The following is a 13148-nucleotide window of genomic DNA, read 5'->3' as shown; positions in this document are numbered from 1 at the left end:
CCGTCAGCGATGTTCAACGCGGCCATCGAGCCCACGTCGAACCGCAGGCCCGGATAGGCCTGCCGAGCCAACTCGATCATCGCAGGAGAGGCATCGACACCGACCACCGCCAGCCCCAGCCCGTCCAGATAAGCGGTGATATGGCCAGGCCCACACCCCAGGTCCGCGACCTGACCGTCCCCACTCGCACTTACGACCTCGGCGAAGGCACCCAAGATCGCACGGTCCAGGGGCCTGTCACCCAGCTCGCCGCGGAACAGCTGCGCATAGGTGGAGGCAGCAGCGTCGTAAGCCTCGCGGGTGGCACTGAGGGCATCGTGTTCGACCATGCTCGCGACAGTAGTTCCCGGCGCTGAGACGAGCCGAGAGAATCACGATCTTCCCTCCCGCCCGTTCGCCCGGGCTATCGCTAGTTCAGAGAAGTCATGTGAGGCAAGTGAGGTGAGGGCGTACTTGCCTCACCAGTATTCAGAGGGCTTCAGGCATGTCAGTGCGGCAGCTGACAGTCCGGGAAACGCCCGAAACCCTGGGCCTCCTGACCTGAGGGCACCCCGGCTCAAAGCATCCACGAAGAAGACCAACAACTAGTGCAGAGAATTCGCCGGGGCGCAGTCAGATGGCGTCATCCAGCTGTTCGGCCAGCCGCTCCAGGCCACCCTTGATGAGCTGCCCATACTCGTCGTCGCCAAGTGCGCCGATCTCGGCTCGCGCCTGCTGGAGGTGCTCACGGGCGCGGCCGAGATCGCCCAGCTTGCGATAGCACTCGCTCAAGTTCAGGTGCAACGACGGATACAAGCCGGCCACCGAAAGCGGCACCCCAGCTTGCGCCACCCGCTCATCAGTGATCAGGCCGACGGCGGCAAGCGCTCGCAGATCCCACATCAGTTCCTGGTGCACGTCGTCCTGCACGTCGGCCATCGAGTGGGCAAGGACGCAAACATGCAGCGGGTCGCCTTGCTCGCCGCCGATGTCGTCCCAGATCTGCGCGAACAAGTCGCGAGCGGCTTCACGCTGACCTTGGTGGTGATGCAACTCCACCCCCTGGCCGATCCGGGTCATCGTCGGGTCGGTGGTCATTAGCGGCTCCTTCACCGTCGCGGGCGACCGCAGCCAGCCTACTTGTCCGACGTGGCTTAACGATCTTCAAGCCTCTGACCAGCTAGTTCGCTTGACAACCCCAGATAACCCACGCTTCGACTGGCAGGCCCAACCGCCACGCGGCTCCTTCGGAGTGCTTCGCATTGCGCCGGCCCGCTCGCTCTCTCAGGTCTGAAATCTCGCCCGGCTTCAACCGAATGCCTCCGGCGGGGGTACTCGGCTCCGGGATGATCGACGTTGCACCACGAAGGCCGTAAGTGGTTGAGGTGGAAGCCGGATCTTCCCGCCTGCCGCGTCCCAGGCAAGCCCAACATCTCGACTCCTCCGGATCAAGGCCGTCTGTGACCGTTGGCATCCCATGGCCGAGGAACGTCTACCGGCCGGCGTACACAGTGAGAATGGCAGTGGCGCCACCGAGCTGTTGCCCCTCCGGGGTGGGACGAGGCAGACGGGAAGATCCGGCGAGGCAGGGTGTGTGCGTCCGCACGAGGTTCTCAGGCTGTGCCACTCGCGACTGGTGGCCTGACATTGAGGCCGGTACCGTGCCGCGGTGCTCACCATCCGGATGAACGAAGCAGCAGCGTCCGCGCTTCGACCGCTGACGACTGTCGATCCACCACCCACCGTTCCCGACCTCGGCCAGGAGCTTCGTGACAAGTTCGCCGAGGGTCTCACGCACAACGACGGCGCCTGGATATTCACTGAGCACGTCGGTCAATGGGTCGGCGTGCCCGCTTCCGCTTCGGCGGCGATCGCCAAGATGGGCTGGAAGGACCTGTCCGGCTACGAGTGGTTCGTCAACGCCTTCCATCTGGAGGACTACGCGCCGGTACATGTGGAGAACCACGACGGGCAGCCTCAGATCAGCCACGAAGATCAGGTCGTGCTGCTGAGGTTCGGTCTGGTTGTGGCCGACAACGTGTTCAGTCTCGTCCGAGCGCTACCGGAGCCGGTCCCCGTCCGGTGTGTCATCGGCGCGAACGACACCTGCGTGGTGTTTCGCTTTCACCAGATCCGCTCCGGGGACGAGTGGATCGATGATGCTCTGAAGAAGCCGGATGACCCAGACATGATGGCCGTCGTTGACCGTCATCCTTGATAAGAGATCAGTTTCCTGGTGGCGTGCCCGTCAGGAGGGGGATCAAGGGGGACTCACGGGTAGCCGAAGCGCTCCCCCGCAGGTCAGCACTTCGCCAGCTCAGAGGCCAAACGCGTCAGAGATTTCCCAAGCTGACAGCGCGGGTTCGATTCCCGTCACCCGCTCCAAGAGCGAAGGCCCAGCTCAGGGCTGGATTCCCGATCTGGGCCCTGTTTTCAGTGTCGTTCGGCTTGGCTGCTCCCACTTCGGTGATCTACGGCTCCGGAAACATCTCGGAAGATCAGCTCGCCTCGCACAGGGGTTGGAACTGAACGCTCAGCCGCATCTCCAGAGCCTCCGCGAGCCGTTCCAGCATCGGGATGGTCGGCATCGTCCCGCCCGCCTCGAACCGTGCCACCGCCGGCTGCTTCAAGCCTGTCCGCTCAGCCAACTCGCTCTGGGTCAGACCGAGCTGCTCACGGCGCAGCCGTACCGCCTCCCCTAGCTCAAACCGGATCCTGGCGGCCTCATACGCCGTTCCAGCCCCCGGACGGCTCATGATCTCAGCCCGCTTGGCACCCCAGCTCTTGCGCTCACCCATACCGCTCACTCCTCGTCTGCCGTGTGAGCCTCGGCGATACACCGCTGCATGGCCCGCCACGCCCGCTCGATCTCAGCGGACTCGCGCATCCGCTGCTTGCGGAACACCGTCAGCATGATGATCCGCCGACCCGGTGCGATCCAGTAGGTGATCCGTACCGCCTCCCGGTCGAGGTGGAAACGCAGCTCACGCAACTTGCCGCGGAGCTGACGAGTGTAGGGCTCATCCAGCAGGACACCACGCTCGGCCAGCAGGTCGACGTAGAACGCCGCCGTCTCCTGTCCCTCCTGATCAAGCGTGTCGAACCACTCATCGACCTCTGGCTCCAGTTCCACCTCTCCCCAGTTCATAACACGGACGTTATAGCGACGGCAAGTATCACGTCCTGGAAACACTCCTGCCCTTCCTGCCGAGAAAGGTCCGCAGCGGGAGGCCCATGAGCACGCTCTGCCCTGAGGATGGTCGTCCGGCTTCCCACGCAACGTTGATCACGTGCCAGATCCGTACCAGAACAGGCGAGGAATCCTGGTCACTCACGGGGAACCGCATCCCGCCTACCTGAACATCTGTTTTCCCAGCTAAGCCCACCAACACCAGCAGCCGATTCCCAAGCTGACAGCGCGGGTTCGATTCCCGTCACCCGCTCTCCTTCTTCAAGGCCCTGGCAGGGCGGAATCACCTCCGGCACCATGAGCGGGGCAGCCCTTCCGAACTCGGAGTGAATCGAAGCCCCTGTGGTTCAGGACGAGGTGGACTCGTTCAGGTGCTCATCCGGTCACGTGCCGCGATAGCCAAGGCGATGAAATCACGAAACCGTGCGAACTCCTCCTGGTCCATCTTCAGTCTCACCCCGCCCACGACCTGGTCGTCGTCCCGCCTGGCGCCGAGCCGAATCTTGAACCCGTCGCCGTGCGGCTGGACATCCACCCCAAGAAACGCCACGTGGTAGCGGCTGCTCTCGGACAGGCCCCGGTGAAAGATTTCAAGGGTCCTGCCGTCCTGTACCAGGATGTAATCGCCGAGCTGAAACTCCGCCGCCATAGCTCCCGCTTCGAAACCGTGTAGGTAACAGTGCCCCCGACTGTCCCATACGACCGATGGCTACACGCCGAGCTTGTGGCGTACGTATCGGCAATCTGGAGGCCCGAACTCCATGCCGTTCTCGTCGAGGGCGTTGTAGATCGCCACCCGGCCCTCCGGGAAGACGAAGCCGACAGCCACCGTCCCCTGCGCCATGTCCTCACCTGCCCATTCGAGAAGCTCTACGGCTTGCAACCGCTGCCCCTCCAACGCGGCCAGCTCGCCGCCCGGCACGCCCTCTCGCCACACCAGCCGGAATCCCTCTCCGGCCCAGTCCAGGGGCTGAGCCGGATCAACGGTGTTCCACGTGATCGAGATTTCATCGAACCTCTGGTGAACGATCTCGACTTGCTCACCCTCGAAGTCCAACAGAACCAACCCACCGGAGAACCAGGCATCCTCGTCAAGATCCCAGACCAACAGAGCACGGGTCAGCCTCCGGCCTTCCAGCATGGCCAGTCTCCGGCCATGAGCGGCAGTGACAGCCGAACACCCCCTCAGCCACATCGGCCTGTAGCCGGCGACCCCAAAGTTGAACATCTGGCGATGATGTCAGGTGACGGCGCCAGGAGATCAAGCCCTCATGGGTGAACCACATCGCCGGTGCGGCGGAGGTCATGGGGGTCAAGGCGGCGACGGGCGCCGCGGGGCCCGTCGCACGGGCATGCGGTCTGGAGGCCGATCCCGAACGGCGGCGGGCCCCAGAGCCGCCCGCCGTACTCAGCCAACCTGCTGCTGCGGTGACCGGAAAGGTGCACCGGGTTTCTCCGGAGCCGATCACGGGCTCGGAGCGCTCGACTACGGCGCAGGTTCCGGCTTCGTGGTGGGATCACCCGGTGGCGGGGACGGTTTCGGGCCGGTTAGCGGTCTGAAGGCTGTTGGCGTGTCGCGGCTGGAGGCGTTGACGAGGCCCTCTGACCTGTATTTCATCACGTCCGGGTCGGCTCGGTGTGGGCCGACCCGGACGTGATCAGGTCGAACGGCGAACGTTTTCGCGTGTCATCGCAGGGTGCGGAAGAAGGTCCGGATGTCCTGGATGAGCAGGTCGGGGGTTTCCATGGCGGCGAAGTGGCCGCCCCGGTCGTATTCCGACCAGTGCACGACGTTGTGGTCGCGTTCGGCGATGCTCCGGATGCCGGCGTCGCCGGGGAACACGGCGACGCCGTGGGGCAGTGCCGAGTATCCGGACGCGGCGCCCCATGATTCTTGTGTCTCCTTGTAGAGGCGGGCTGATGAGGCGGCGGTCCCGGTGAACCAGTAGATGCTGATGTCGGTGAGCATCTGGTCGACGTCCACGGCGTCTTCGGGGAGCTCGTGCGCCGGGTCGGTCCACTCCTTGAACTTCTCGGCGATCCACGCGAGTTGGGCCGCGGGTGAGTCGTGCAGGCCGAACGCCAGGGTCTGCGGCCGGGTCGCCTGGATGATCGCATAGCCGCTGCGGTCGGAGTCCTGGTATTGGCCGAGCCGGGCGAGTTCGGCCGGGGTGAGTCCCTCGAACTCGGCCGGGTCGCCGGTCGGGAACCCGAGGGCGCCGTTGACGTGCACGCCCGCGACGTGCACGGAGTCGACGCGGCCCAGCATCGGTGAGATGACCGCGCCGCTGTCGCCGCCGTGGGCGCCGTAGCGCCGGTAGCCGAGGCGGCTCATCAGCTGCGCCCACGCTCGCGCAACGCGGTTCAGGTCCCAGCCGGGCTCGGTGGTCGGCCCGCTGAAGCCGAATCCGGGAATCGACGGTGCGACGACATGGAAGGCATCGGCCGGCTCGCCGCCGTGCGCGACCGGGTCGCTCAGCGGCTCGATCACCTTCATGAACTCGGCGATCGAGCCGGGCCAGCCGTGTGTGATGATCAGTGGCAACGCGTCCGGCTCGGGCGAGCGGACGTGCAGGAAGTGGATGTCCTGCCCGTCGATCCGCGTCGTGAACTGCGGAAAAGTGTTCAGCCGCGTCTCAGCGGCGCGCCAGTCGAAACCGGTCCGCCAGTACTCGGCCAGTTGCTGCGCGTAGCCCACCGGGACCCCGTAGGACCAGCCCGCTCCGGGCAGTTCGTCCGGCCAGCGTGTCGCCGCCAGCCGGGCGCGCAAGTCCTCCAGCCGCTCCTGCGGGATGTCGATCCGGAACCGGTGTATCTGCGTGTCGCCGTTCATGCCTGCCACGATAGGAGCCGGTTAGGTCAGATTCTGTCCTAGGATGGTCGTCATGGTGGAGACATCGGCCCGGCTACTGCGGCTGCTGTCGCTGTTGCAGACGCCGAAGGACTGGCCGGGCACGGAGCTCGCGGAGCGCCTCGGCGTCTCGGCCCGCACCATCCGCCGCGACGTGGACCGGCTGCGCGCGCTGGGGTACGTCGTGCACGCCACCGCGGGAACGCCCGGATACCGTCTCGGCGCCGGCACGGGTGTTCCACCGCTGCTGCTCGACGATGACGAGGCGGTCGCGGTCGCCCTCGGACTCGGCACCGCCGCCGTCTCCGGCGTGGCCGGGATCGGGGACACCTCGGTCCGCGCACTCGTCAAACTCGAGCAGGTGCTCCCGCCCCGGCTCCGGCACCGCGTCGGCGCCCTGCGCACGGCCACCCTCCCGCTGGCGAACACGGCCGATGCCGTGGACCCGACGGTGCTCACCGCGATCGCCGCGGCCATCCGCGACCGAGACAGCCTGCGGTTCGATTACCGCGTCCAGGACGGCACCGAGGCCCGCCGCACCGCCGAGCCGCACCGGCTGGTGAGCTCGGGCCGCCGCTGGTACCTGGTCGCCTGGGACACCACCCGGTCCGACTGGCGCATCTTCCGCGTCGACCGGATGCGTCTGTGCTCGCCGAACGGGCCACGCTTCACTCCCCGGCAGCCACCTGGCGGCGACCTGGCCCGCTACGTCGCCGAGCGGATCTCGGTCAGCCCATACCGCTACCGCGGCCGGTTCACGATGCACGCCCCCGCCGACGTCATCGCCGCGCGGATGCCGCCGACGGTCGCAACCGCCGAACCCGACGGCGACGATGCGTGCGTGCTCAACGTCGGCTCGAACTCCCTCGACGAACTCGCAATATGGGTCGCGCAGATCGGCGTCGCCTTCGAGGTGCACGAACCACCCGAACTCATCGAACACCTGCGCACACTCGGCACCCGCCTCCTCGACGCCACACGGTGGCCTCCGGAGGCCGGCGCAAATCGGTGATGCGCGGGTTCCGGCTTCATAGGTGGCGGCGTACCGGTCGGCGAACTCTCTCAGCCGGTGGTCGATCAGTTCGACCGCAGCGGTGGTGCCGCTCCAGCGTCACATCCGCCTGAGGGTCTCTCGTCCTCGGCAGGTGGTACGCCAGGATCCTGGGTTGCGTTCGACCCCGGGGATGGTGTTACCGTGTAAGTGGCTCGTCGATGTGATCGATCTGATCCCTTTTCCGATTCAGAGCCCTTCTCCAGCCGCCGCTGAGCGTCGGTATTTCGCTTTCGCCCACTGCTGAGGGCGTCACTTTCCGTTCGGCAACCGGACGGCGTCATCACGCACCTCTCTTTGTGCGCGTGAACCGCCCGCCGCCTGCCAGAACTTCATCGCGCCATGCCCGCCATCGGGCCGAATAGGCGCGCATCCCCCTTTCCATCACCCATTTCCGGCCTTAAGGACACACCCATGACCATCACCACCGACAAGCCCTCGAAAAGAAGCACCACGACCACCGCCCCGGTAGTCCGGAACAGCACACGCCCACCCGCCGAAGAACGGGAGGTGACCGGGTTGCTCGACGTCCGCGACGGGAGGGCCTACCTCAGGGCGAGCGGCTACCTCCCGGGCGAGGACGACGCCTGCCTGCCCGCCGCACGGGTGAAAGCACTCGGCCTGCGCCCGGGCGACCTGATCACGGCACTCTTGCGCAAGCCGTACGGCAAGCCGGCCGAAGTGGTGTCGATCGACGGCGCGGAGCCGGGCAGCGCACGGCCGCACTTCGCCGACATGACGCCCGTCCACCCCCACCGCCGCCTGCTTCTGGAGACGGGATCGTCGATCACACGCCTGATCGACCTCATCACCCCGGTCGGCCTGGGGCAGCGCGGCCTGATCGCCGCGCCACCGAAGACCGGGAAGACCATGGCGCTCAAGGCGATCGCCGACGCCATCGCAGCGAACCATCCCACTGTCCACCTCATGGTGGTACTTGTGGGTGAGCGCCCCGAGGAGGTCACCGACTTCCGCCGGCAGGTGCGCGGCGAGGTGATCGCCTCGACGTTCGATCAGCCCGAACGCGACCATACGGCGCTCGCCGAACTCGCGATCGAGCGGGCCAAACGGCTCGTCGAGCGTGGCCGGGACGTCGTCGTCCTCATGGACTCCCTGACCCGGCTCGGCAGGGCGTACAACGTCATCGCCCCGAAAGGCGGCAAGACGCTGACGGGTGGGGTCGACGCGTACGCCGTCCACCAGCCGAAACGGCTGTTCGGCGCGGCCCGCGCGACCGAGGAGGGCGGCTCGCTCTCCATCCTCGCGACCGCGCTCGTCGAGACGGGCTCGCGGATGGACGACTACCTCTTCGAGGAGTTCAAGAGCACCGGCAACATGGAGCTGCGGCTTGACCGGACTCTCGCCGAGCAGCGCCTGTTCCCCGCCGTGGACGTGACCTCCTCCAGCACACGCCGGGAGGAACTGCTCCTCGCCGACGACGAGCGAGAGATCATCTGGAAGCTCCGGCAGGTGCTCGCGGGCCTGAACCACGAGCAGGCGCTCACCGGGATACTCGACGGTCTGCGCACGTCACCGTCCAACGCCGTCTTCCTCCGGCAGCTCGCGCTCTCACAGGCTCCCCGCTGAGGCCGGCGTTGCGGCAATCCGGCGGTGGTGCGGACGCCCGAGCCGGAAGATCCATGGAGGCAATGCGATCACGGGGTCGCGCAACATGTGCACAATGACCTTCGGGGAGCGTCCGGTGACAGCGCAGCCAGAAGACGATCAGGAGGGCACATCGCCGGCTCCCGGTGAAACCCGTTTCGGTCCGCTACGTCGACTGCCGCAGCCTGGGAGCCCCCGGTGACAGAAGCGCTGTACCTACGATTCCAAAGCGCCGCTCCCGACCAGGACGGCCGGTTCGTTGGGATATTCGGCCTGGTCAACTCTCTGGCCCGCAAGGGCGGGCTAACCGTTGAGCAGGAGCGGTTCCGGCGGGAGAACAACGACTGGTACGACACGCACTTCACCAACCCCACCGATGTCGACCCCACAATCTACGATCATGAACTGAATCCGGGGGCCGCCGCATGGTTCAAGTCATCGGCCCGAGCACTGATCGAACGTGCTGCCGGCTACGTGGACATCCTTGCTGCACATGGAATCGCCTGCGAGCTGGTCTGCACCACGACCCCGGGGAGGATCATCTATGAAGATGATCAGCAAGTGGTCGTCGTCCCTCACGCCGGCTCCGGCGGCACCGGAACGGTCCTCGTCGATGGGACCTAAGGACCGGCCAACGAAGGACGTAAGTCCCTGTGCCGCGAGTGTCGGCCCCGGCAAGGGTGAGAAGGAGAACACTTCCTGGGAGGTGGATCTGATGTCTCAGTCCAAACCCAGTACGGTTCCGGCGTCCGGGGAAACGCATTCGCTTGAGGTCGAACTGAACCTTCTCAAGGCCCGGGTCAGCAGGATCGAGAAGCAGATCCAGGTGCTGGCCGAGGCCAATCTGGCCCTCGCGCGGAGCATGGAGGCCGGCCCCATGGAGGAGCCCGGGCAGATGCACCCCGAGCAGGCCGCGCGGCTCGCTCACGAACTGTTGCTCGCCGCCGGCCTCGTCAAGGGCGGGGGATGACACGGCAGGTGATCGGCCGCGGTTTCGTCGCAGGCACCGGCCGGTGACCCGGATCGGCGACGGACTCGCGGCGGCCACCCCGATGCGCCGGGTCGAGACATGACGCGATACGACACTTCCACGAGACTCATCCAGGAGACGCCCTTCCGGTTCCGGATCGACCAGCGCGAGCACATGCTGGTCCCCGGGATCGTGTTCGCCTCCGGTGACCTGCTTCCCGAAGAGCAGGCCTTGCGGCAGGTCGTCAACGTGGCCATGCTGCCTGGCGTCGTGCGCGCCTCCTACGCCATGCCCGACATCCACTGGGGGTACGGCTTCCCGATAGGCGGCGTGGCCGCCACCGACATCGCCTCGGGCGGAGTGGTCTCACCCGGCGGAGTCGGGTTCGACATCTCCTGTGGAGTACGGCTGCTCACCGCCGCTCTCCAGCGCGACCAACTCGCCACCACGCTGAATCGGCTCATGGACGAGTTGGACAGGACCACACCCCGCGGGATCGGCCAAGGCGGGCTATGGCGGCTTTCCGAGGGGCAACTCGAAGGGGTGCTGTACGGCGGTGCGGGCTACGCCGTACAGCACGGCCATGGCCTGCCTCGCGATCTGGACCGCTGCGAGGACTTTGGGGCGGTCGCCGACGCCGACCCGGCACAGGTCAGCCCCCGCGCGGTCGAACGAGGCCTGGCCCAGGTCGGCAGCCTCGGCTCCGGAAATCACTTCCTGGAGGTCCAGGCGGTCGAGAAGATCTACGACCCGGCGGTGGCGGCCGCGTTCGGCCTCCGGCTCGGCCAGGTATGCGTGATGATCCACTGCGGGTCACGTGGCCTGGGACACCAGATCTGCACCGATCATGTCCGCGTCATGGAAAAGGCCATGCCGGGTTACGGCATCAGCGTCCCGGACCGGCAGCTCGCCTGCGCCCCGGTCGAGTCCCGCGAGGGCCGTGCCTACCTGGGCGCGATGGCCGCCGCGGCCAACTACGGCAGGGCCAACCGGCAACTGCTCACCGAGGCCACCCGCACAGCGTTCCGCCACGTGACCGGCGCCACCGTGGACCTGGTCTACGACGTGTCGCACAACCTCGCCAAGATCGAGGTACACGAGGGGATGCGGTTGTGCGTACACCGCAAGGGCGCCACCCGGGCACTCCCGCCGTACCACCCCGACCTACCGGCCGATCTGGCACCGTACGGCCAACCGGTGCTCATTCCCGGCACCATGGGCACCGCCTCCCACGTACTCACCGGCGTGACCGGCGCAGATGCCTTCCACTCCACCTGCCACGGTGCCGGCCGCACCCGTAGCCGCCACCAAGCCGCCCGCTCCACCGACGGACGCCAGCTTCGCGATTGGCTGGAGGCGCAGGGCATCGCCGTGCGTGGCTCGTCCTGGCGTGGCTTGGCGGAGGAGGCTCCGACCGCCTACAAGGACGTCGACGCCGTGGTGGCCGCCGGCGTCGGAGCCGGCCTGTGCCGCAGGGTCGCCCGGCTGGTCCCGCTCGGCGTGGTGAAGGGCTGATCCCGGTGAAAGGCCACCGTGCCCTGCCCCACACCGCCGACGCCCGCATCGAGGCGTGGGCGCCCACCACCGCCGAGTGCATCGCCGAAGCGATCCGCGCCATGATCGAAGGCTTCGCCGATCTCGGCCACGCCGAAAGCGCTGCCGTCCAGACGGTACGCATCGGCCCCGGCTTCCCCGAGGACCAGCTCGTGACAGCGCTCGACGAGGTGATCTACCGCATGGACACCACCGCGAGGATCCCCTGCGGCGTCGAAGCGGGTGAGGATCAAAGCGGGCTGTGGCTACGGCTGGACATGGCCGATGTCGCCACCATCTCCCAGATCGGCGCTCTCCCCAAAGCAGTCGCCCTGCACGACCTGCGTTTCCTTCGTGAACCCCGCGGCTGGACCTGCGCGGTGACCCTGGACGTGTGAGTGAGCGGGGAGTCCGCGATGCCTGCCGGAACTCCCACACGGCCACCACGATGGCATGGTCGGTCGGCTCAAGGCCCTTTTCCGCAGGCGTTAAGCGGACTCGGCTTGACGGGAATGAACGCCTTCGGCTCCGCCCAGCGGTCGCCACCCGGCCGAACCCCGGTCACGGAGCGGGCAGTGGGTACGGTGGCCCCAGACTCCATACCCGCATCATGCCGTCGTCACCGCCGGAGACCACCACCGGGCGGCCGTCCAGTCGCCCCACCGCCACCGACTCGATCAAGCCCCGGTGGCCGGTGAAGGGTTTGCCGATCGGTGCACCGGTGGCCAGGTCCCACACCCGCACCGTGTGATCTTTGTAGCCGCCGGAGACCACCACCGGGCGGCCGTCGTCGAGTTGCCCCACCGCCACCGACAGGACCCACTTCTGATGACCGGTGGAGGTTTCGCGGATAAGGGTGCCGAAAGGAATGTCCGTCAAGACGGGCTTCAGCCAGAAGGCGGTGGAGATCAAGATGACAACGACGGCCGCCGCGAGGACCGTCCCCAGGCGACGCCGGGTGTGGCGGTACGGAGAGAAGCCGGAGGGAAGCGGTGTCCTCCCAGCCGTGGGCACCGCCGTGGAGAGGCCGGGATCGGCGGTACGGGGCTCATCGGTCGAAGGCGGGTCCGGTTTCGGCCCCGTGGCGGGTATCCGGCCGGCCCCGCCGTGTCCGATGGCCGCGGAGGACCGGCGATCAGATGACGCTGAGATCAGCAGCGGTGCCACGCCATCCGGCTCCGCCGTGCCCGGCCCGGCCCTGACTGCGCGGGAGCCTGCGGGCGGCGCACCGGCCTGCGGTACCGGATCATGGTCATGTGGAGGCTCGAAAGACGGGCCGGGGTGGTCCTTGATGGGCGTCTCGTGGGTGAGAGCGGTGAACAGGTCGGCGATGCCAGGTCGGGCAAAGGTGGTGATCGCCAGCCGGTCCAGCCCGCCGCCGGTGCGTGGCCCGTCCTGGGCGATGAGCTCATCCAGAGAAGGGCCTCGGACGTACTCGCTGACCAGGTAGGGCCGGTCCCGGGCGATCCCCGCGTCGATGACCCGTGCGGTACAGAAGGCCGCAACGCGGCGGGTGATCTCGGCCTCGCGCAGAAAACGTTCCCTGACCGCGGGGTCGGCGGCCATCCGGGCGTGCAGCGTCTTGACCGCCACCGGCTGTCCGGAGGGCGCCTGGCCGAGATAGACCACCCCCTGGCCGCCCTCGCCCAGCACTCCGGTCAGCCGATAGTCACCGACCTGCCGGGGATCGTCTTCGGCCAGCGGGTGCGGACCGGACACGGCATTCCCTTCCCCTGGCCTCACAGGCGGACGACCCCAGCCGCCCTTGGTCCGATAAATAACGCTATACGTCTCCTAATAAGGGGGAAAGCTTTTGGGGAGAATGAAGGTCTTACGGCCCAGGTCTCGATGGGCGAGGGGACGCCGAAGATTTGACGCGAAAGCCTGTCACAAAATCGCGCTCGGCATCTTCTCGTACCGGCTTCTCGTACCGGCGACACCGACCGGAGCCGGTACTACCGGCGGGGGC

Annotated in this window: 15 protein-coding genes; 7 read left to right on the top strand and 8 right to left on the bottom strand. The window is 67.1% G+C overall.

All coding sequences use genetic code 11. The features are described 5' to 3' along the window. Both ABZU75_RS31050 and ABZU75_RS31045 read right to left on the bottom strand, forming a co-directional pair. A partial coding sequence (locus tag ABZU75_RS31050) for a class I SAM-dependent methyltransferase (RefSeq protein ID WP_355561826.1) occupies positions 1 to 329 on the bottom strand: 329 nt, incomplete at its 3' end. A gap of 283 nt (positions 330 to 612) precedes the next feature. Continuing rightward, positions 613 to 1077: a hypothetical protein gene (locus tag ABZU75_RS31045; protein WP_355561824.1), complete on the bottom strand. Its 465-nt coding sequence runs from the start codon at positions 1075 to 1077 to the stop codon at positions 613 to 615. Between the two features lie 571 nt (positions 1078 to 1648). Between ABZU75_RS31045 and ABZU75_RS31040 the strand changes: the two genes are divergently transcribed. Continuing rightward, a complete protein-coding gene (locus ABZU75_RS31040; protein ID WP_355561822.1) occupies positions 1649 to 2197 on the top strand; it encodes a hypothetical protein in 549 nt (182 codons plus the stop codon). A gap of 280 nt (positions 2198 to 2477) precedes the next feature. On the opposite strand, the gene ABZU75_RS31035 is transcribed toward ABZU75_RS31040, so the two are convergent. From ABZU75_RS31035 to ABZU75_RS31015, 5 genes are all read right to left on the bottom strand, one after another. Beyond that, positions 2478 to 2777: a helix-turn-helix transcriptional regulator gene (locus ABZU75_RS31035; protein WP_355561819.1), complete on the bottom strand. Its 300-nt coding sequence runs from the start codon at positions 2775 to 2777 to the stop codon at positions 2478 to 2480. A 5-nt stretch (positions 2778 to 2782) separates the two neighbouring features. Further along, positions 2783 to 3127: a type II toxin-antitoxin system RelE/ParE family toxin gene (locus ABZU75_RS31030; protein ID WP_343976144.1), complete on the bottom strand. Its 345-nt coding sequence runs from the start codon at positions 3125 to 3127 to the stop codon at positions 2783 to 2785. Positions 3128 to 3536: 409 nt separating this feature from the next. Further along, on the bottom strand, positions 3537 to 3818 hold the full coding sequence (locus ABZU75_RS31025) for a hypothetical protein (RefSeq protein WP_355561816.1): 282 nt from the start codon (positions 3816 to 3818) through the stop codon (positions 3537 to 3539). Between the two features lie 60 nt (positions 3819 to 3878). Then, complete coding sequence (locus ABZU75_RS31020) at positions 3879 to 4310, bottom strand: hypothetical protein (RefSeq protein WP_355561813.1); 432 nt, start codon at positions 4308 to 4310, stop codon at positions 3879 to 3881. A 546-nt stretch (positions 4311 to 4856) separates the two neighbouring features. Then, positions 4857 to 6002: an epoxide hydrolase family protein gene (locus ABZU75_RS31015; protein ID WP_355561812.1), complete on the bottom strand. Its 1146-nt coding sequence runs from the start codon at positions 6000 to 6002 to the stop codon at positions 4857 to 4859. A gap of 52 nt (positions 6003 to 6054) precedes the next feature. On the opposite strand from ABZU75_RS31015, the gene ABZU75_RS31010 reads away from it, so the two are divergent. From ABZU75_RS31010 to ABZU75_RS30985, 6 genes are all read left to right on the top strand, one after another. Continuing rightward, positions 6055 to 7032: a WYL domain-containing protein gene (locus ABZU75_RS31010; RefSeq protein ID WP_355561809.1), complete on the top strand. Its 978-nt coding sequence runs from the start codon at positions 6055 to 6057 to the stop codon at positions 7030 to 7032. 453 nt (positions 7033 to 7485) lie between these two features. Further along, a complete protein-coding gene (gene rho / locus ABZU75_RS31005) occupies positions 7486 to 8658 on the top strand; it encodes a transcription termination factor Rho (RefSeq protein ID WP_355561807.1) in 1173 nt (390 codons plus the stop codon). A 216-nt stretch (positions 8659 to 8874) separates the two neighbouring features. Next, positions 8875 to 9300, top strand: coding sequence for a hypothetical protein (locus ABZU75_RS31000; RefSeq protein WP_355561804.1), 426 nt, complete (start codon positions 8875 to 8877; stop codon positions 9298 to 9300). 91 nt (positions 9301 to 9391) lie between these two features. Next, a complete protein-coding gene (locus ABZU75_RS30995; RefSeq protein WP_355561801.1) occupies positions 9392 to 9646 on the top strand; it encodes a hypothetical protein in 255 nt (84 codons plus the stop codon). A gap of 99 nt (positions 9647 to 9745) precedes the next feature. After that, the gene (locus ABZU75_RS30990) at positions 9746 to 11161 is read left to right on the top strand and encodes an RtcB family protein (RefSeq protein ID WP_355561799.1); all 1416 of its coding nucleotides are present in this window, start codon (positions 9746 to 9748) and stop codon (positions 11159 to 11161) included. A 5-nt stretch (positions 11162 to 11166) separates the two neighbouring features. Beyond that, entirely contained in the window at positions 11167 to 11577 is a 411-nt protein-coding gene (locus ABZU75_RS30985; protein WP_355561796.1) for an archease, read from the top strand. A 163-nt stretch (positions 11578 to 11740) separates the two neighbouring features. Here the strand turns inward: ABZU75_RS30985 and ABZU75_RS30980 are convergent, their stop codons facing one another. Continuing rightward, positions 11741 to 12898, bottom strand: coding sequence for a protein kinase (locus ABZU75_RS30980; RefSeq protein ID WP_355561794.1), 1158 nt, complete (start codon positions 12896 to 12898; stop codon positions 11741 to 11743). Between the last annotated feature and the right edge of the window lie 250 nt (positions 12899 to 13148).

The organism is Streptosporangium sp. NPDC005286, assembly GCF_040607515.1.
In the GTDB taxonomy this organism is placed as follows: Bacteria; Actinomycetota; Actinomycetes; order Streptosporangiales; family Streptosporangiaceae; genus Streptosporangium.
This window is presented reverse-complemented; position numbering and strand designations above follow the sequence as displayed.

Excerpts from the sequence above, each read along its gene's own strand:
- ABZU75_RS31045 (WP_355561824.1), bottom strand. The coding sequence starts at position 1,077 with ATGACCACCGACCCGACGATGACCCGGATCGGCCAGGGGGTGGAGTTG.
- ABZU75_RS31035 (WP_355561819.1), bottom strand. The coding sequence starts at position 2,777 with ATGGGTGAGCGCAAGAGCTGGGGTGCCAAGCGGGCTGAGATCATGAGC.
- ABZU75_RS31030 (WP_343976144.1), bottom strand. The coding sequence starts at position 3,127 with ATGAACTGGGGAGAGGTGGAACTGGAGCCAGAGGTCGATGAGTGGTTC.
- ABZU75_RS31025 (WP_355561816.1), bottom strand. The coding sequence starts at position 3,818 with ATGGCGGCGGAGTTTCAGCTCGGCGATTACATCCTGGTACAGGACGGC.
- ABZU75_RS31020 (WP_355561813.1), bottom strand. The coding sequence starts at position 4,310 with ATGCTGGAAGGCCGGAGGCTGACCCGTGCTCTGTTGGTCTGGGATCTT.
- ABZU75_RS31015 (WP_355561812.1), bottom strand. The coding sequence starts at position 6,002 with ATGAACGGCGACACGCAGATACACCGGTTCCGGATCGACATCCCGCAG.
- ABZU75_RS31010 (WP_355561809.1), top strand. The coding sequence starts at position 6,055 with ATGGTGGAGACATCGGCCCGGCTACTGCGGCTGCTGTCGCTGTTGCAG.
- rho (WP_355561807.1), top strand. The coding sequence starts at position 7,486 with ATGACCATCACCACCGACAAGCCCTCGAAAAGAAGCACCACGACCACC.
- ABZU75_RS30995 (WP_355561801.1), top strand. The coding sequence starts at position 9,392 with ATGTCTCAGTCCAAACCCAGTACGGTTCCGGCGTCCGGGGAAACGCAT.
- ABZU75_RS30990 (WP_355561799.1), top strand. The coding sequence starts at position 9,746 with ATGACGCGATACGACACTTCCACGAGACTCATCCAGGAGACGCCCTTC.